Origin of the sequence: Undibacterium paludis, assembly GCF_022568815.1 — a bacterium.
Lineage (GTDB): Bacteria > Pseudomonadota > Gammaproteobacteria > Burkholderiales > Burkholderiaceae_D > Undibacterium.
This window is the reverse complement of the sequence record NZ_JAKZHX010000019.1, coordinates 72611-89258: the sequence shown is the minus strand read 5'-3', so window position 1 is coordinate 89258 and position 16648 is coordinate 72611. Positions and strand designations below refer to the sequence as shown.

Annotated in this window: 16 protein-coding genes; 4 read left to right on the top strand and 12 right to left on the bottom strand. The window is 53.3% G+C overall.

What is annotated here, in order from left to right:
• Positions 1 to 190 precede the first annotated feature (190 nt).
• From LZ463_RS25825 to LZ463_RS25790, 8 genes are all read right to left on the bottom strand, one after another.
• The gene (locus tag LZ463_RS25825) at positions 191 to 1480 is read right to left on the bottom strand and encodes a type III PLP-dependent enzyme domain-containing protein (RefSeq protein ID WP_241459196.1); all 1290 of its coding nucleotides are present in this window, start codon (positions 1478 to 1480) and stop codon (positions 191 to 193) included.
• Entirely contained in the window at positions 1461 to 1898 is a 438-nt protein-coding gene (locus LZ463_RS25820) for a VOC family protein (RefSeq protein WP_241459195.1), read from the bottom strand. The genes LZ463_RS25825 and LZ463_RS25820 overlap by 20 nt, the downstream gene beginning before the upstream one ends.
• 23 nt (positions 1899 to 1921) lie before the next feature.
• Entirely contained in the window at positions 1922 to 2650 is a 729-nt protein-coding gene (locus LZ463_RS25815) for a sulfotransferase (RefSeq protein ID WP_241459194.1), read from the bottom strand.
• 20 nt (positions 2651 to 2670) lie between these two features.
• Entirely contained in the window at positions 2671 to 4500 is a 1830-nt protein-coding gene (locus LZ463_RS25810) for a WD40 repeat domain-containing protein (protein ID WP_241459193.1), read from the bottom strand.
• An 11-nt stretch (positions 4501 to 4511) separates the two neighbouring features.
• Entirely contained in the window at positions 4512 to 5975 is a 1464-nt protein-coding gene (locus LZ463_RS25805; protein ID WP_241459192.1) for a hypothetical protein, read from the bottom strand.
• A complete protein-coding gene (ribA, locus tag LZ463_RS25800; protein WP_241459191.1) occupies positions 5972 to 7252 on the bottom strand; it encodes a GTP cyclohydrolase II RibA in 1281 nt (426 codons plus the stop codon). The genes LZ463_RS25805 and ribA overlap by 4 nt, the downstream gene beginning before the upstream one ends.
• Before the next feature lie 182 nt (positions 7253 to 7434).
• A complete protein-coding gene (locus LZ463_RS25795; RefSeq protein ID WP_241459190.1) occupies positions 7435 to 8880 on the bottom strand; it encodes a hypothetical protein in 1446 nt (481 codons plus the stop codon).
• Positions 8881 to 9594: 714 nt separating this feature from the next.
• Positions 9595 to 9876, bottom strand: a complete 282-nt coding sequence (locus tag LZ463_RS25790; protein WP_241459189.1) for a DUF4148 domain-containing protein — start codon at positions 9874 to 9876, stop codon at positions 9595 to 9597.
• 253 nt (positions 9877 to 10129) lie between these two features.
• On the opposite strand from LZ463_RS25790, the gene LZ463_RS25785 reads away from it, so the two are divergent.
• Complete coding sequence (locus LZ463_RS25785; protein ID WP_241459188.1) at positions 10130 to 11128, top strand: LysR family transcriptional regulator; 999 nt, start codon at positions 10130 to 10132, stop codon at positions 11126 to 11128.
• Between the two features lie 197 nt (positions 11129 to 11325).
• On the opposite strand, the gene LZ463_RS25780 is transcribed toward LZ463_RS25785, so the two are convergent.
• Positions 11326 to 12096, bottom strand: coding sequence for a hypothetical protein (locus tag LZ463_RS25780; protein WP_241459187.1), 771 nt, complete (start codon positions 12094 to 12096; stop codon positions 11326 to 11328).
• A gap of 165 nt (positions 12097 to 12261) precedes the next feature.
• Between LZ463_RS25780 and LZ463_RS25775 the strand changes: the two genes are divergently transcribed.
• The gene (locus tag LZ463_RS25775; protein ID WP_241459186.1) at positions 12262 to 12717 is read left to right on the top strand and encodes an ExbD/TolR family protein; all 456 of its coding nucleotides are present in this window, start codon (positions 12262 to 12264) and stop codon (positions 12715 to 12717) included.
• 40 nt (positions 12718 to 12757) lie between these two features.
• Positions 12758 to 13135: a hypothetical protein gene (locus LZ463_RS25770; RefSeq protein ID WP_241459185.1), complete on the top strand. Its 378-nt coding sequence runs from the start codon at positions 12758 to 12760 to the stop codon at positions 13133 to 13135.
• 190 nt (positions 13136 to 13325) lie between these two features.
• Here the strand turns inward: LZ463_RS25770 and LZ463_RS25765 are convergent, their stop codons facing one another.
• From LZ463_RS25765 to LZ463_RS25755, 3 genes are all read right to left on the bottom strand, one after another.
• Positions 13326 to 13493, bottom strand: a complete 168-nt coding sequence (locus tag LZ463_RS25765) for a hypothetical protein (RefSeq protein ID WP_241459184.1) — start codon at positions 13491 to 13493, stop codon at positions 13326 to 13328.
• Between the two features lie 408 nt (positions 13494 to 13901).
• Entirely contained in the window at positions 13902 to 14333 is a 432-nt protein-coding gene (locus tag LZ463_RS25760; protein WP_241459183.1) for a hypothetical protein, read from the bottom strand.
• A gap of 192 nt (positions 14334 to 14525) precedes the next feature.
• Positions 14526 to 16244 (bottom strand): hypothetical protein, encoded by a 1719-nt coding sequence (locus tag LZ463_RS25755; RefSeq protein WP_241459182.1) that lies wholly within the window; start codon positions 16242 to 16244, stop codon positions 14526 to 14528.
• A gap of 23 nt (positions 16245 to 16267) precedes the next feature.
• Between LZ463_RS25755 and LZ463_RS25750 the strand changes: the two genes are divergently transcribed.
• Complete coding sequence (locus tag LZ463_RS25750) at positions 16268 to 16615, top strand: hypothetical protein (RefSeq protein ID WP_241459181.1); 348 nt, start codon at positions 16268 to 16270, stop codon at positions 16613 to 16615.
• Positions 16616 to 16648: the final 33 nt, after the last annotated feature.

Genomic DNA, 16648 nt, shown 5'->3' with positions numbered 1-16648 from the left:
ATGAGCACAATGCACCTGTCATTCTTGCGTGCTTTTAGCGGGAATCCATCGTTGATCAACCATCCAGACAGTAAGGCGTACGCGGCCGATCAGGCATGGATACCCGCCTGCGCGGGTATGACGAATTGGACAGTGCGGTCAGTTGCAGGCTGTGATGTGGTTTTTCGTAAGTCCTGTTTTAACCAGCTCCTCAAAGGACATAGGTCGCCAGGATGTCGTTAACATTCTCCTGCCGTTTGCCGACAAATACGCGCCCGTCCTCCCAGCAGTAAATCGGCTGGCAGGGATGGATGAAAGGCTGCTTCAATACATTGGTATAACCGCCCATGTATTGAAAGACCAGGTAATCCCCGGCAGCGACATGGCCGCGTACGCCGGTGCGCATGATGTCTTTTTCTATGCAGGTATTGCCGACGACATCAAATTCTGCGCCGCCTGCCTGCGGGCGCTGGCTGACCAGTTGTACCGGCAGCGCTTCGCCTGCCCATTTATGATTGATGTTGTGGTTACTGCCGTTGACCAGCGCCAGGATCTTGCCTTCGGCATATTTTACTTCAAGGACCTTGCAGGCAAAAACCATGGCATTGGCAATCAGCGCCGTACCAGGCTCCAGCAGCAGGGTGACGTCGCTGCGTGCACCAAACCGCTGGCGCATGGCCTGGCCGATCTGCTGCGCGTAGGCAGCAAAGCCGGGTGTTTCGACATATTGCCTGGCCAGGCTTTGCGGCATTTCACCAAAGAAGCCGCCGCCGATATTGATAAAGTCTGGCGGTGCTTCTGGAAACAGCATGTCGCTTGCCTTCAGCAGCCCGGCTATCCTGTCCGCAAAAGAAACCAGGCTGCGTGATGAATTGGAGAAGTGACTGTGCAGGCCGCGAATGCGGCAATTGCGGTGTGCTGCCTGCCATTCCCTGAGGCGTTGCAGGTTCGTGGCATCGCTGGGGATGCCAAAGCGCGAGAACCCGCCTTCTGCGATAGGGTAGGTCAGACGTATGCCAATGTGGAACTGGCGCTCTGGATAGCGCCGGCAGATTTCGCCTGTCATGTCCAGCAGATACCAGGCGTCCGCATTGAATTGCGCGCCATCCAGCAATATTTTTTCTACAAAATCCGCTTCATGGACAGGACCATTGACGACCACCTTATCCGGCGCGTAGCCAAGCACTTCAGTGGCAATGTGGTATTCCATGGCGGACACGACTTCTGCCATGCAACCCAGTTCTTTCAATCTGGAACCAATGACGGGGGCGTAATTGGTTTTGAAGGAATAGGCGATCTGGCTGTTTTCATAGACACTGACGAAGGCGCGGCGCAGCCTGTGGTAGTTGTCACGCAGTTTTTCCAGGTCGAGGAAGTAAAAGGAACCCGTACCCTGTTCGCCCAGGATGCGCAACTGGGTATGGCTGAGCGCGACATGATCGACATTGTTTAATGGCCGGTCTATCCCGGTATCGAATAATTCATGCAGATTCATAGGCATTTCTTTCTTCATTGTTGTCGCTGAGGTATTGAATCATTTCCCACTCAAATCCGGCGGCATCGTGGTAATAGGCACGCCTGCGGAATGGCTCATTGCTGATCAGCAGGCTTAATTTGTAGCCACGCTGATTCAGACGGGACATGACTGCATCAAGATCATCAACCACCCATCCCAGGTGGTTGATGCCGTAATTTTCATAAGTGCGCCTGGGCATCTGCGGCTGACTGCCGGGCTCTGCCTGTTGCAGGGCGATGTACACGTTTTCATTACCGACGTGCACCCAGCGCCGCTGGCCGTTTGCCAGCTGTTCGGTCTGGTCGTGGCGGACCCTGAAGCCAGGTTCGAGCGCCTGTAAAAAGTCGATGGCCTGATCAATATCGGGGACAGTCAGGTTGGCATGCTCCAGGTAGATACTCACAAGCTTGTCCTTTTATGTTGACCTCAGACCTGCTGATCAGTCAGTTGGGCAAGAATTTCCTCATCCTCGCATTGCTCCAGAATCTGCCGGTAGTTTTTTACTCGCTGCTCCAGGTTGTTTGGATTCTGTTTGCGACTGCGTGCATGCAAGGGCAGGTCTTCACAGTTCAGGTAAGCGAGAATCTCGCGCTGGCAGGCATCGTCTGCCAGCTGTTCATATTCAAGGTGCAGGCACTGCTGCTGTGTCTGTTCCAGTCGCTGGTCTATGTGGGCGTAATAGTCCTGGTTGGCGGCGATGTCTTGCCGCAGGAGTTGCAGATCAACTTCTACCTGCAGGCTCTTGTCATGGCTGGCTTCGCCGTAGTCTTCCCATATTCCGCTTTTTTCAGCGATCAGCTTGGAGACATAGCTTTTCACCGTGTTCTTGCGCCGCAGGATGATTTTTTTGATCTCAGGGTTAGCGAGCACCGAATTGAAGACAGTCAGGTTCTGCTGATACGTCATTTTGAAACCGATGCAGGATTTGCCGGCATGCTGCTGCCAGGCTTTGCTCAGGAACTGCAAGGGTTGCTGATCCCTTTCCTGCATGTTGCGCGCCAGCTGGAAAGGGCTGTCACGCAGCGGCAATGCATAAAAAATACCGCCAGGGTTGAACAGTTCATGGTGGCACAGGATGTCCGGGTGCGAGTCCAGCATGCTGCACAGCATGTTGCTGCCGCTCCTGGGGGCGGCCAGGATGACAAAGCGGTTCATGGAAACCCGGCTCATTGCAGTCATACAAAAGCAGGCGCGGCAACCTGTTGCGTCATCGAGCGCAATACGTTGAGGACGCGCAGCTCCTGTTCTTCCACCAGATAAACCGCGCCATCATACGAAGCCGCCGCGAAATGCTCGCCATGCCGTGTAATCGAGCTGATGCCGTTTTTGGCGATGGTCTGGCGAATGACAGAGCCGTCAGCCAGGGACACACGCAGCAGTTCCCCCCAGTAGTTGGTGACGATGACAACATCCGGTGAGGCAAAGCACAGCGACTTGGGTGAGCGCCGCCCCAGATGTATGCAGTGATACAGCACACCATCATCAAGCCCATGTATTTTCAGGGTGAAGTCGCGGCCGGCGCTGGCGATGAAGCGCCCGCTCGGGTCGATGTCCACGCCGTCGACAATGGCGGTATGCCCGGCAAAATGCTTCAATACCTTGCCTGTGTAGTCCCAGCTGCGCAAACCCCCGCCTGCGCAGCAACTGACACCGATGGGCAGGCTGGGGTGCAGGGCCAGCGCCTTGATGGCATTGTCATGCAGGGCAGTTTTATTCAGCACCTGGCCGCTGGCGTCGAGGTGCACGAGGCTGCCGCTGTAGCAGGCGACAAACATCTCGCCTTCGTGCCCCGGCAGGCTGGAGGTACGGATGGAGTTGATCGGCCCTTCATGCAGAGCAATTTCCAGCTTCTGTGCCAGTTCTTGCGACTGACTGGAGAAGATATGCAGGTGCTGGTTATGCGCGCCAGTGATGACCTGTTTGGTCAGGGAGCAGAATGTCGCTGCATTCATCAGCACCCGCCCCTGTTGCGGCGCCTGCTGGGTTTGCCAGCGGGCCGCCGTTTCGCTGAGTTCCCCGACCCTGACATAGCCATCGTCACTGACCAGCACCAGCTGCGCATCACCCTGAGAGGCAATGTCGTTGAAGCAGGCGTTACCCTTGCTGTCGACCCCCAGCTCAGTCAGGCATGCGCCGCTGTGTGCGTCCCACAGCAAGACGGTGCCGTCGAAGGTGCCGGCGACGATCTGCTCGCCATCGACAGTCCAGTTGAACGAACGTTCCCACAAGGCCGCATGGCTGGACAGCTTTTGTTTTTTGGCAAAACTGTGCGCATCCCAGATGAAGATGTTCTGATCGTAGGCGGCCGATAAAATGTCGCCGGTCAGCGGCGAGACGGCCACTTTCTTGATGGCTGACTGGTGGCCGGGGATTTCAGCCAGCATCTGCTTGCTGTGGATGTCATAGACGCGGACGACGCCATCGTCGCAGCCAAGCACCAGGCGTTTGTTCACGGCGTCAATGGCGCAGGTATCCGTCTCGTTTTCAAAGGGGCCGATTTTTGCCGTCTCGGCACCGCTGCGGATATCCCAGATGCGCAGCGTCATGTCGTCACCGGTCGTGTACAACTGGCCGTCAAAATAACTGATGGAGAGCACATCCTTTTGATGCCCGAGCAGGATGCGCCTGATTGTGCCGTAGTTCAGGTCCCAGAGGATGATGCGCCAGTCGCGCGACACCGAAGCACCCAGTTCATCATTGATGAAGACAAAATCTTCCACATCGTCATCATGCCCCTTGAGCACCGTGGCCAGCTGGCCTGATTTCAGGTTCCAGATGTAGATGTTGTAATCAGATGAAGAGGACGCCGCCAGTGTGCCGGATTGATTAACGCTGACGCGATTGACCAGATGCTGGTGATAGCCGAGCAGCCTGACTGCACCGCTGTGCTTGTCAAACAGGGCAACGGCGCTGTCGTAACCCGAGGTGATGATGGTGTCGCTGTTTGGTATTTGAGCCGCACAGGTGACTGGCCCCCTGTGGCGTTGAAAAGTGTGGTCTGACATGATTTTCCCTTTCAGAAACGAATATCAACGGTGTGCAGACGTTGCGGCGCAAGCTCATCCTCCGGATGGCGGACAAACTGTTTTTCATAGGCGGCAGCTGTCAGGCCGTTGACGGCGACATTGTGATGGTCCGCCCCGTTGACCTGGCAGTCAGGCGCGGCTTTTGCCAGCTCTTCCACCCAGGCCAGGTACTGCTGCTTGCGCTCGTCTGCGCTGTAGTGCCAGTGGCTGTAGATGGTAAAGAACGCATTGCTCCACCAGATATAAGCGTTCTGGTACAGGGACAGTGCATCAAGCAACTCTTGCCGTCCCTGTAGCAGGTCACAATGCAGATATTGGTGCGGCAGCTTGCGGCAGGCTTGCCAGTGCTGCTGAAAGTTCTGCGCGCCGCCCCATTTGTCCAGCTCCTGCTGCCATAGCATGTCGACGTCATGCCAGTCGATATTGTCTGGCGTTGTGTCATGCCATAGCTGATAGAAAGCTTCGGGGTGCGGGAATTCCGTGAATATCCGGCGGATGAAGCGGGGGAAGTCAACACCATCCCAATGTTCAACAATATAGCGCCTGACTTCCAGCGCCTTGAGGCTGTAGTCAAACAGGATGACCTTGGTGTCGGCATGAAAGCCCTGGGTCTGCAAAATTTTATAAGGCTTGAAGCCGGCGGCGACACTGAAGACGGCATCCAGAGGCGGCCGGTTTACAGCCCCGTTTTGCAGATCATCATAAGACTCGATGTTGAAGAGAAAAACACCGCGCTTGGCGTCGGCCAGCTGTTTTTGTATGCGGCTGATGAAAGTGCGCTGGGCCGGTAGCAATCGATCCAGTTGTTCCAGTTTGTTGATGGGCTGGCCGACAAGCTTGTGGAATTCACTTGTCTGCACGTCACCCGCCAGATTGAAGCGGCAATTGTTGATGGCGTTACCGAAGCGGCGAACAGGCAAGTGATGTTGCAGGCTTGTCGCAATGAAATGCCAGCCAGCGACATTCGTCATGACGTCATGCAGCCCGGTATGGGAAGACGTCAAGTCTTCTTCTGGCGGCAATGTCGTTGTCGGCAATTGCCGGACCTGGAAATCCGCTTCACCAAAACGGGGCAGGCCCAGCTTGCGGTATTGGTCCAGGTTCACCAGCAGGCAGTCAGTCTGCAAACCCAGGCAGGCCGATTCACTGCCGAACCATTCACCGGCCACCAGAAAATCCCCCTTGTCCATCAGGCGGCGCATGCCGCGATAAAAACCTTCTTTTTGCCAGTGCGACAGATACCATTGCTCATCGATCACATGGCCTATGCCTTGCAGCAGGCAATAGGCGGCCGGTGTTTGCGCTGCCCGTACGAGTGCATGGTCAATGGTCGCTGCTTCTATCAGGTCGCCATGGTAACCATAACGCGACCAGCTGATGGTGAACTCGCGTAATTTATTCAGTTCTTCCTGCCCGGCGGCAGGGTTGATGACAGCAAAGACGACATTCTTCATGAGACCATCCCATAGTGCAATTCGTGGTGAACAGATTCGGTAAAGGCAACCGACAACAGGGTTCCCTGACCGTACTTGCGTGCTTCGATCAGGTCGGCGTCCAGTTCCGGAATAGCCTTGATCGCCGCGTTGGTGGCCGTGGCAATGCAGGGTGTGCGTACATAAATGGTCAGCAGGTCGACCATTTGCTGGCGGATAAAAGAGTCAATCAAGGTGAGGCCGCCCTCAACCAGCATGGAATCTATCCGGAGTTCTTTGAGCTCAGACAAAGGTGAGGCCAGCTCATGGTCCGGGCAATAGATGAAGGTCTGTGTTGTGGCCGGCGTATGCTCACACTGACCGATCAGGATACTCTGGCGCTCGCTCAGGTCCAGCTTGAACTGGCATTCCTGATGGCCGGAGAAAATAACCCTGGCCGGCTGGCGCAGCGGTTTTCGTCCCAATACGTCCGCTCTTACCGTCAGGCGTGGCGTATCGAGTCGCCAGGTATTGGCACCAACTGCAATAGCGGTATATTTTTCGCGCAGCTCATGGACCCGTCGCCAGTCTGCTTCACACGACAGGCTGGCGCCTGCCCCTGTGGTGTTGACGGTGCTTGCCTCGCTGTCGATGGCAAAATTGACGTGAATGAAGGGGCGCGGGGTCTGGACGGTTTTCTGCCTGGCTGTGCTTTGCTCCGGCTTGACGTTGTGCACGTTGTTGACCTTGATCAAATGCCCCATCTGCTGTTGCTTGGTATCGAGATAGGCAGCCGAAAATCCATTGGGTGCGCTGGGTACGGGTATTCTCCCGGCGACCTGCACGCCGAGGTCTTCCAGGTTTTGCAGTTTGGCGGGGTTGTTGGTGAGCAGGCAGATGGAGTTGACCTGAAGATCGGACAAAATATCACGGGCGTCTTCATAGGTGCGAGAGTCCACCGGCAGATTGAGCATGCGGTTGGCCTCGATGGTGTCATAGCCTTTTTCCTGCAGGGCATAGGCGCGGATTTTATTGCTCAAGCCTATGCCACGTCCTTCTTGCGGCAGGTAGAGCACCACGCCGTGGTGCTTGCCTATATATGAGAGTGCAAAATCGAGTTGCTGCTTGCAGTCGCACTTCAGGGAACCCAGTGCTTCGGCAGTGAAACAGGCGGAATGCACCCTGACCGGCACATTGCTGCAACCGGCAAGCGCGCCAGAACAGATGGCCGTGACTTCCTGGCCCTGCTTGTTGCGATAGACCCTGACCAGGAACTGGCCAAAGTCAGTAGGCAATTGAGTGCTGGCTTCAAGATTCATGGCATGCTCTTTTGAAACAGAAGTTGGACACAAATTGCAGGCAAGGTTTTGCTCCATTTGCCGACATGCTGGGTGAAATCTATGCAGGTCATGGCAAGTGAGCTACCCTCGCCTGTATGAAGGCAAGTGCGTCCGCACCTCCGCCATGACACGGGACGAAGATGCGGGTTGTCGCAGGCTATCTATTTCTTCGGCGCTGGCGTTGATGCTGACGCTGATGCTGACGCTGACGAAGGAGATGGCAATGGCACCAGCACCTGGTTCGGTACGGCATAGGTCGGAGCACCTTGCGCCAGGGTGTGGCTGGTGGCGACCAGGCGCGCGGACAGGGCAGGTTTATTGAAAGTATAAGAATTCGTATTGTGGCAGGAGAAGCAGTTGTTGACAGGTTGCCCGAACATGTTTTGCGGCGCCTGGGCAAATGTTTCTGCCGTACTGTTGGCCAGATTGACCGAGCCTACCCCCTGTGCTGCACCCATGCTGGTGGCTGCCGGCATGACAAAGGCGTTAGGTGCGAACCAGACCGTGCCTATCATCACATAGTTGGCAAAGACAGATTTTTGCGAAGTCAGGTATTGCTGGCCTGCACTGTTGACGATAGGGACAGTACCTGACGTGTCACCGCCTGTGGCATTGTTCTGCACGACATTCACTATAGGGGAGAAAGTCTGTGTGGTCGCATTGAAAGTACCGCTATTTTGTGGCGCCGATGAATTGGACAGGCTTGGAATGTTGGATTGCCCGTACAAGGTATTGGCGGTGTACAAGGTAAAATTATTCGGGTTGCTGTTGGCGGGGTTGAATGTACCATCAGGCAGCATGGGGGCATTCAACTTCTGCTCAAAAGTGCCCCACAAGAACTCTGGATGTTCCTTCGTCAATTCAACCACATGCAGACCCAGCAAGGCCACTTGCACCTGTGTCGTCTGCTCACCGTTCGGCTGCACTACGCCATTGTTATTAACCAGCACAGGCACATTGGCCGTTGTAACGAAACTGCCCGCAGGCGCGCTCACGCCATTGCCCAGACGTAACCAGGTGGCTTTAAAGACCGCTGCACCGACCTTGAAGTTATCGGTGTTCTTTTGATAGCCGCCATTGGCGATCAGATTATTTTGCGCCGTCTTGAAATACGAGTCATTCATATGCACCGAGGCATAAATCGGATAACCGTTAGGACCGACCAGCATATTGCCATCTGCTTCCACGATCGCACCGGCGCCCTCGCTTTGTCCTGCCGATGGCTTGTGATTGCGGCTGGCCAGGTTCAGCGTTATTCCATTCGCTTTTTTGGCTTTGGGGAGAGGAGTGAGCAATTCATCCGAGGTTTTCAGGGTCAAAAAGCGCGGCACGCCGTTGATCATCGTTGTGGCCCACACAAAGCTTTCATAGGTGGTCTGGTGAAACTCACAGAACGACTGTGGTGCCTTGACCGGTACCAGGGCCTTGGGCTGGCTGAATGTAGGCAAGACTTTGCTCGCCCAGTCTTTTGTCGGACAGCTCGCGGCGGCGGAAGCCGACGCAGATGCCGACGCTGATTGCGCATAGATGGCCGGAGCCGCCAGCGCCAATGACAAGCCTATCATGGTGCTGAAACCGAGTTGAGTGGAGCGGGCAGAATTTTTCATTATTTCCTCATCAGTAATGTCCCGATGTTTGCGCATCGGGGAGTTGGTCATCGATTTGTTCCCGGATCTGACTTCTTTATCTGCCCCCGATGTGGATGTCGAAGTGCAGACGAGGTTCTTACAACATAAAACCAGTCTTCTTATGCGCGTGTGCCGGTCTTTTTTGTGACCGGCACATGCACAGGTTTTTGCAGCGTGTTTATTGAATTGAAAGCAGGGGTAACTCTGTACAACTTCTGACCATTCATGTTTGAGGAAAAGAGAGCAATACACGGGGCCGGCTAAACGCGATAAGCAAGGCTGGGTATGACTTCGTTCCTGGCGATGAATGTTATGGAAATAATAGCATTGCAAATTTTGCTTGTAAATTAGTTATTCAAATTTAACAATGTTTTAATATTACGTGTGCGTTTTCGCCTCTTTGCCATGCTGTGGCCGATGCTGCGCAGCAAGCTGCTGTGAGAGACGATGTCATGACCTGGCAATAGGGGGGCTGCTTGGCAGCAAGTTGGCGGTGGGTTGGCAGCAGGTGGGAGTGTCAGACGAATAAAACAAAACACCCCGCACAGTGTTGCCGTGCGGGGTGTTGTCGCGTCTTGCGCGGGATGCATCAAGGTGCATCAATGATCCTGATCAGATCCTGGGGTCCTGCTATCTGTATTGCTTGCTGTCAAGCCTGGTCAACGCATCTTGACCTGGCAACACTGTGACAGCTTAGTTTTGCTGGGTTTTTTGTGCTTTGGCGGCGACTTTTTCAGCGTTGGCTTTTTCTGCTGCCAGACGTGTTTCTGCATTGGCTTTCACCAGGGCAGCTTTCTGGGCTGGGTACCAGGAATAGCCTTCCATGCCGATTTCTTCGCCATTGGCGCGGGCTTCTTGCAATTCTGCCAATACTTCGGCACGGGTTTTTGGGGCTGGGGTGGTGTCGGCTGCAAAAGCGGCTGTGCTTGTCAAAGCGATCAGGGAAGTAGCCAAAAAGAGTTGTTTCGCATTCATGATGATTCCAATCAATAATAAAGTTTCGGTTTGATTTCAGCTTAAGCCGTCTCGACTGGTCTTGTTCAATTGTCATGAGAAGTGAAAATTCACTTCCGATAACAACTGAAACAATCCGTCGTCAGCGGCTCGGTGCGGGTGTTTTTTTGTTGCACTGCACCGATGAAGCAAGTGTAGTCGTTCCCGTTTCAACAAAAAAGTATAGAATTGGGAATACACCATTGCTGAATCAGGAACAATAGGGGGCTTGAAAATGGACAGATTGCAATCAATGCGGATATTTTCCAAGGTCGTCGAGCTGGGCAACTTTGCCCGGGCCGCCATGGCGCTGGACATGTCGAATGCCGTTGTCACCCGCTATATGGCTGATCTTGAGAGCCATCTGGGGACGCGCCTTTTGAACCGTTCTACCCGTAAATTGTCACTGACGGACACGGGCCAGGTCTACCTGGAGCGGGTGCGCAATATTCTGGCGGACATCGATGACGCCGATGCCATTGCCTCTTATGCAGCCAAAAAGCCCAGCGGCACCTTGCGTATTTATTCTGTTCCACATTTCGGAAAAGCGCAACTGGCACCCTTACTGCCCGAATTTGTCAAAGAATACCCCGATGTCGTGCTTGACATCAAAATCACCGACCACCACGTGGACCTGGTGGAAGAGGGCATCGACGTCGGCTTTTACCTCGACCTGCAAAAGGTCGACGCCAGCATGATCTCGCGCAAGCTGGCCACGTCCGAAGTGCTGCTGTGCGCCTCGCCCGACTACCTGCGTCAGCATGGTGCGCCCAAGTCGCCTGATGATGTGTCCAACCACCGCTGCCTCAATTTCAGCTATGAATTCCTGCGCGATCACTGGATGGTGTTTGACAAACGCGTAGGGCGCGATTCTTACCGTCACATCCCCATCCAGAGCCAGATTTTCAGCAATAATGCCGACGTCCTGCGTGAATGCGCGCTGGCCGGCATGGGCCTGGTGCTGCGCACCTCCTTCCAGCTTGGCGATGACCTCAAAGAAGGCCGGCTGGTCAGGCTCTTCCCCGAGCACTGCTTTGGCGCGGTATCGATCTCCATGGTCTACCCCAGCCGCCGCCAGCTGTCGGCCAAGGTCAGGCGCTTTGTCGACTTTGTTGCCGGCAAGTTCCCCCATCCCGAAGAAGACACCTGGCTGGGCGGCTGCCCTTACCACATCCGCACAGAAAAACTGAAGGAACTCGGCATCCCCCACCCGGGCCATCCCCGCGCGGCCTGAACGTCAGGGGCTGGATCATTGCTAAATTGACGCATTGAGGTATCAAAAAGAGACGACTTGTGACGGATTGTAAAATGTGAGGGTCACTACCTTGTAACATTTGCCGATTATCCTATCTTGGACATATGTCTCCTAAGGTGTTTTCTACCGCGGTTATCCCCCTCCGCGGTATTTTTTTGCCTGCTGATTGTTGGACTCTATGCTGCCTCATCATGCAGGGGCATTTCAGCGAGGCTGCATAATCTTATTCCCGTGCAACTACCGGCAAACCCCATCTGGCCGCCAAGTACCGAACGAAATTCCAGCGCATAGCGCAGGCGGTGTCTGCCCGGCAGGGCAAGCATGCTTACCAGCGGTTCGCTGGAATCAAACGCATAGCTGGCGTTACTCAGTACAACGCCATCCAGTTTGAAATGCGCCAGCCACTGCCGACGTACGACTTTACGGAATAATCTATCGCCCCTCCAGCGCCTTTCCAGATGCTGTATCAGTACGGTGAATGTCAGCTCCTGCCCGGTATACGGCATGGTTTGATCTGTACATTGCATGGCGAATGACACGACGGTACAGTCAAGCAGGCGCTTGTCATGGTCCAGCAAGCGGGCCAATTCGTCGCTGTCGGCAACATGTTCCAGCCCTGCGATGGCGGGTTTGCTGATCAGGCTGACATGATTGTGGATCAAGCCGGACGCGTCCATGCAGGCCAGCAACTTTTGCATGCTGACAGTATTGTCAACGTAGTCCGCCGTATGCGCAATCGCCTGTTCTGCATAAGCCGTTTTCTGGAAGCGGGTGATCTCGTCTTGTATGAATTGCTGTACTTCAACAGGTGCCGCATGATAAAAGCGCGGGTCGCCACTCTCAGCAATGATGTGAGCAATGCGGTGAGCGACATCACCAGCGTGTGCCATGCCATCTTTCAGGTCACGAAGATGCTCTGCAAATTGCTGTTGGTAGTCGACATTCATAGACTTAAATCTTGTCAGCGAGTGGCAAAATCCAATTATATGTTGCCCAGGAAAGCATACGCAAAAGTATCGACGGCAGCTTGCGCAAACCCCGCCCTTGCACTAGTCTGCTCATAACACGAATACGGCCTGCAATACACCTACATCTGCCTGAATGCCTGCTTTATGACAACCTGCCCGCACCATCCTTCAACGACATTCACCAGCCGGGCCGATGATGAACCCGCCCTCGTGCTGAACCTCGACAACACCGCCATGATAGGCGTGCTGTTGGCCCTGATCATGTTATTCGTCATCTGCCTGCCACCCAGGCATGACATCATTGAATACGGCATGCCAATTTGCGGCGGTTTTGGTATCGGGCAGATACCGGATGTCGTCAACCTGAAGATGGACTTCGACGGGCGGCTGCATTGGAATGGCCATGCCATCACGTACAGTGAGCTGGACAGCTATTTCAGCGCGATGGTTCGGCAAGGTAAACCCAAACCGGACCTGCACCTCAATGTCAGCCCTTTCACCACCTACCAGCAAGTCATCGCCGTGCTGGCGAGCGCGCAGCGCCATGACGTCAGCGTCGTCGGCATGAATAACACAGACCATTTTCTCAATCAGCATTAAAAACTTCATCCAGCAATGAATCATCAAAGGAGTCTCCATCATGAGCATGGTGTTATGGATCAAACTCGACAACGACCCCGAAGACTACGCCCCCGATGACCTCGGTTTTTTGCTTGAAGAGCTCGACGACATCGACGAACAATGCACAGAACTGCAAGTCCAGCCCCTGAGTGAATTCGTCGATTATTCCGACGTCGAATTCAACATGAGCGAAGAAGAGCTTGACGAAAGCTGGCTGGAAGAAAATGCCAAATGGGTCAACCCCGCCGACCTGCTGATCACCCTGCAATCACTGGAACAGGCCATGGTCGATGAAGACGATGACGAAGACCTCATCGACGAAGTACGCTACCTGATCAACCGCTGCGCAGAAGCAGAGCAGGCGGCAGTGCGGGTGCGGTTGATTGCGGTAATGTAGCATGATCACGTCTGGACCCGGCGCCAGGTCGCCCTGGCGAGCGCCAATTATATCCCTTTCTTTTTGAGTCTCAGCACCGTACCAGGCGCTCGAAATGCGCACGCTGCTTCCAGTATGGTGTTTATTGCTTCTGCGCGCAAAATGTCATCAGCAAGTTCCATGAGGGTGCGGCCTTGAATGGTGGCATCGTTTACTTTATCCCTGAATTCTTGCAATCGCCATTGAGGCACAAGTTATCGTAACAGGACTGCCCTGCGATACCCGCTACGGGTTTGCCGTTGGCGGCATCATCGTAGACGATCGCCTGACCAGCACCCGGCATGAAGCCGGGAATACACTTGTCTGACGATTCTTTCATCGTCGATAAATCAAACACTGTCGTCGATTAATACAGGTGAGATGAACTGCCGGGATGTAAAACCAGGTTGTCGGGTTTGAGTTTGAATGTGGGTTACTGGCTCAGACTATGGCGTAATTTGCTTGAAATCTGGAATGCGATCTGTCATTGTTGAAATGGGGTCGTCAAATGAAATCATCGGTTCCCCTTCTGGAATCAAAACACGGGAAATATGGACGCCACGCAGGCAAGTTGTGCACCACATATCAAGATATCCAATTCTTTCCCTGATATCCCCGACAAACTGAAGATCAATGGAATTGGCTCCACATTCAGGGCAAATACAGTCGGATTTCAGGATGGTAGAGTCCCGTGTTTTCTTATAGATAGTTAGCCAGTCTTGAAACATTATTCGCCTTAGTGAGTGCCTCAGACAGACCAATCAGCTTTGATAACTTTGAAATCGGGAGAGATTTTAAATATAGGGGACCAGTCATCTTCAGGATAGGCAGCGAGACAGACATAAAAGCTGCCATCTTCGTACAAATACAAAAGCGAAATTCGTGCGCTGGCGAACCGGTAGTCGGGGTGCTTGTTCCTCCATTCATCGGTGGGGGCATCAGGCAAATTGGAAGAAACAATGATGTCAGGAAGGTGTTCAAGCAATTTGACCATGCTGTCGATTTGCGCAGCTGCCGGCGCTGTACCAGGGGCGCTTATGTCAATCGGATAGTTGTGATTGCCAACAGGCGTCTCGGCATACCAACTATTGAATTTGATATTGCGCACGTATTGACCAACAAGCGGGTGATCTATCAAGTCTGCTCTAGTGTCTTGTGATTCTGAATTATCTTCGTTCATTTATTTTTCCTTGTCAGTGAAATGTGGGGCTTCCTGCACTGCTATTGCTCAGATTTTTGAATTGGCTGTCTATATTGTATAAGTTTTTCCGGACGTCGGAATGCTTGCATATCGACATCCGAAATAGATGAGCACCAAAAGCAATCATGGCGAAAAGAAAATTTTTATTTCTCTTGACTGAAATTTCTACAGTTACTGGTCTCTGTCAGTTATACCGGAGTTCCCATCAGACGATCCACAATTGGGACAAATGCTTCTGATCAGCCTCAATGGATCCTGAGATTTTCTTGGAGGGACTACTCCCAATTCCCCATCCCTGTAACCTACTCCGAAATATCTGTTGAGTGAGCCACAATTTGGGCAAGCGGCTCTGATGCGACCTAATGGCCGGTGGATTTGTGCTGCCCCCATGTAGCCTCCAGGCTGTACACCATTATTCAAGAGATTTGAATAAATCTTTGGTTCTGCACACCTCCCACCAAATCCCCTGGTCTCAGGATTTGCATTGTTTTGCTCGACGAGATAACGCACGAATGGATGTTCTTCAGGCGGTAAATTTAATGTTCCATGTGGCTTGTCGCTATAATTTATGGTTACTTTGCCTTCTTTATCGATGTGGACTCCTGCCATTCCTTCTTTGGCTTTATATTTAGGTTCTTTTGCTGCATATCGCGCTGCGCTATCCGCCATGCTTTCCGCATTCTCTTGATTTGGCAATACGCGAATTTCATCTAACCTGGTCACCCAGTCATGCGGCAATTTTTCAGCCGTAGAGAAATATTTTTCACCTGCTGTCCTTGGACCTCTGATTGTATAAGATCCGGTTTTAGGCAGTGAACTGAATGCAGCACCTAATATGCCATCAGTTGCAAGCTGGGCGCCGCCGGTAAAGAGAAAACGCAAAGTGCGGTAGTCTACATCTGCAAGATAATCTTTCGTTCCCGGATCATCCCGTATCAAGGGGCTGCTCCATGGGCTGATTGCAGCGGGTGAAATGTAAGCAACCCCTGCGCCGCTAACACCATCCCTGTATTGTTCATACCCGTCCAGAACAGGGTAGTTGTTTGGACCAACATAGCTGGATCCTTGATAGACATCGGGATCAAGTGTGCCAGGTACGACACTTTTTGGCGGGCGTGCTAAAAACTTCGCCCTCGATCCTGCCAAATCTGCTGCGCGCGTGGCAATCGTTGCCATACGCAAATACTCGTTAGCAGCTTCTTTTTGATCGCTGTCCTTGAGCGCGGCATATCCACTATTGAATGTGTCCGCATGTGTGCGAAACTGGTCGTTGAGACGTTTGCATTCGTCTATGGTCGGGCAGCCCGCGGCACGCTGATATGATTGTGTGGCGTAATCAGCCAGCCTGGTACTACTGTCTTGCAAGGGAATTGAACCATATCTGGATGACTTTGCCGGAAAAGTGCGAGTAACCGGCTTTGTTTTTTCTATCGCAGATATGGCATTCCCATAGGCATCTGACGCAGACGTGTAGTAAGGATCGTTTTCAAAATGATTGCCCAATGGCCTGATTGGTCTTTCATCTCTACCTTCATCGCTGTCAGGCATGGTAGGTGACCGCAAACCCAGCATTGATGCACTGGCTTGCAGATTTTCAGGGGCGGAGCTGCCATCTCTGACTAGCAGCCTGATGTCCCTATCTGCCGGAGAAAAACGATTATCGATGTCGGCGAAAGGCGACTGCCTGTAACGGCTCTCATCACTGCCACCTCTGCTCATGGCAGTATCTGCCTGCAAGAGAGGGATGTTCGGACCGAGCTGCGCTGACAGTTTCAGCTCGTCAGCCATGCTGCTACCGTAGGGCTGATTGCCGCTGTCATCGAAATCATCAAAATAAGGGATGCGATAATACAAGCCATCGCGGCCGAGGATGCTTTTACTTCTTTCCATGTTTGTTCTTTCGTTGATGTTGAATGAGGCTAAAACTAAAGCCTGTTGCAATTGCTGCCGCCGAGCAGGCAGAAGGCCATGTCGCGCATGTCTTTGAGATGGCGCTCGGTGGCGGCGAGTACGGCGGTGTGGTTGGTGCTGCTGGTGACTTGCTGGGTCAGGATTTCGCTGGGGCGCAGGCCGCAGGCCCAGAGTTCGTCGAGCAGTTGCTGAGCGTCTTCGTATTGCATTGCCAGGGCGGGGTTGCCGGCCTGGCCTTCGGGTGTTTCGCTGAAAGTGATGCGGTTGGCGGTGTGTCAGGCGCCGAGGGAATCGTCAGGGATAAAAAGGATATGCCGTTAAAGAAGTGTTTGCATATACCTTCTGGATAAATGCGTCACTTCTATCGCTTTTGACATTGACAT

Bases quoted from the DNA above. Each gene is read 5' to 3' on its own strand.
- LZ463_RS25785 (WP_241459188.1), top strand. From the start codon at position 10,130: ATGGACAGATTGCAATCAATGCGGATATTTTCCAAGGTCGTCGAGCTG.
- ribA (WP_241459191.1), bottom strand. From the start codon at position 7,252: ATGAATCTTGAAGCCAGCACTCAATTGCCTACTGACTTTGGCCAGTTC.
- LZ463_RS25795 (WP_241459190.1), bottom strand. From the start codon at position 8,880: ATGAAAAATTCTGCCCGCTCCACTCAACTCGGTTTCAGCACCATGATA.
- LZ463_RS25775 (WP_241459186.1), top strand. From the start codon at position 12,262: ATGACAACCTGCCCGCACCATCCTTCAACGACATTCACCAGCCGGGCC.
- LZ463_RS25810 (WP_241459193.1), bottom strand. From the start codon at position 4,500: ATGTCAGACCACACTTTTCAACGCCACAGGGGGCCAGTCACCTGTGCG.
- LZ463_RS25755 (WP_241459182.1), bottom strand. From the start codon at position 16,244: ATGGAAAGAAGTAAAAGCATCCTCGGCCGCGATGGCTTGTATTATCGC.
- LZ463_RS25780 (WP_241459187.1), bottom strand. From the start codon at position 12,096: ATGAATGTCGACTACCAACAGCAATTTGCAGAGCATCTTCGTGACCTG.
- LZ463_RS25805 (WP_241459192.1), bottom strand. From the start codon at position 5,975: ATGAAGAATGTCGTCTTTGCTGTCATCAACCCTGCCGCCGGGCAGGAA.
- LZ463_RS25825 (WP_241459196.1), bottom strand. From the start codon at position 1,480: ATGCCTATGAATCTGCATGAATTATTCGATACCGGGATAGACCGGCCA.
- LZ463_RS25790 (WP_241459189.1), bottom strand. From the start codon at position 9,876: ATGAATGCGAAACAACTCTTTTTGGCTACTTCCCTGATCGCTTTGACA.
- LZ463_RS25815 (WP_241459194.1), bottom strand. From the start codon at position 2,650: ATGAACCGCTTTGTCATCCTGGCCGCCCCCAGGAGCGGCAGCAACATG.
- LZ463_RS25760 (WP_241459183.1), bottom strand. From the start codon at position 14,333: ATGAACGAAGATAATTCAGAATCACAAGACACTAGAGCAGACTTGATA.
- LZ463_RS25750 (WP_241459181.1), top strand. From the start codon at position 16,268: ATGAGGCTAAAACTAAAGCCTGTTGCAATTGCTGCCGCCGAGCAGGCA.
- LZ463_RS25765 (WP_241459184.1), bottom strand. From the start codon at position 13,493: ATGAAAGAATCGTCAGACAAGTGTATTCCCGGCTTCATGCCGGGTGCT.
- LZ463_RS25770 (WP_241459185.1), top strand. From the start codon at position 12,758: ATGAGCATGGTGTTATGGATCAAACTCGACAACGACCCCGAAGACTAC.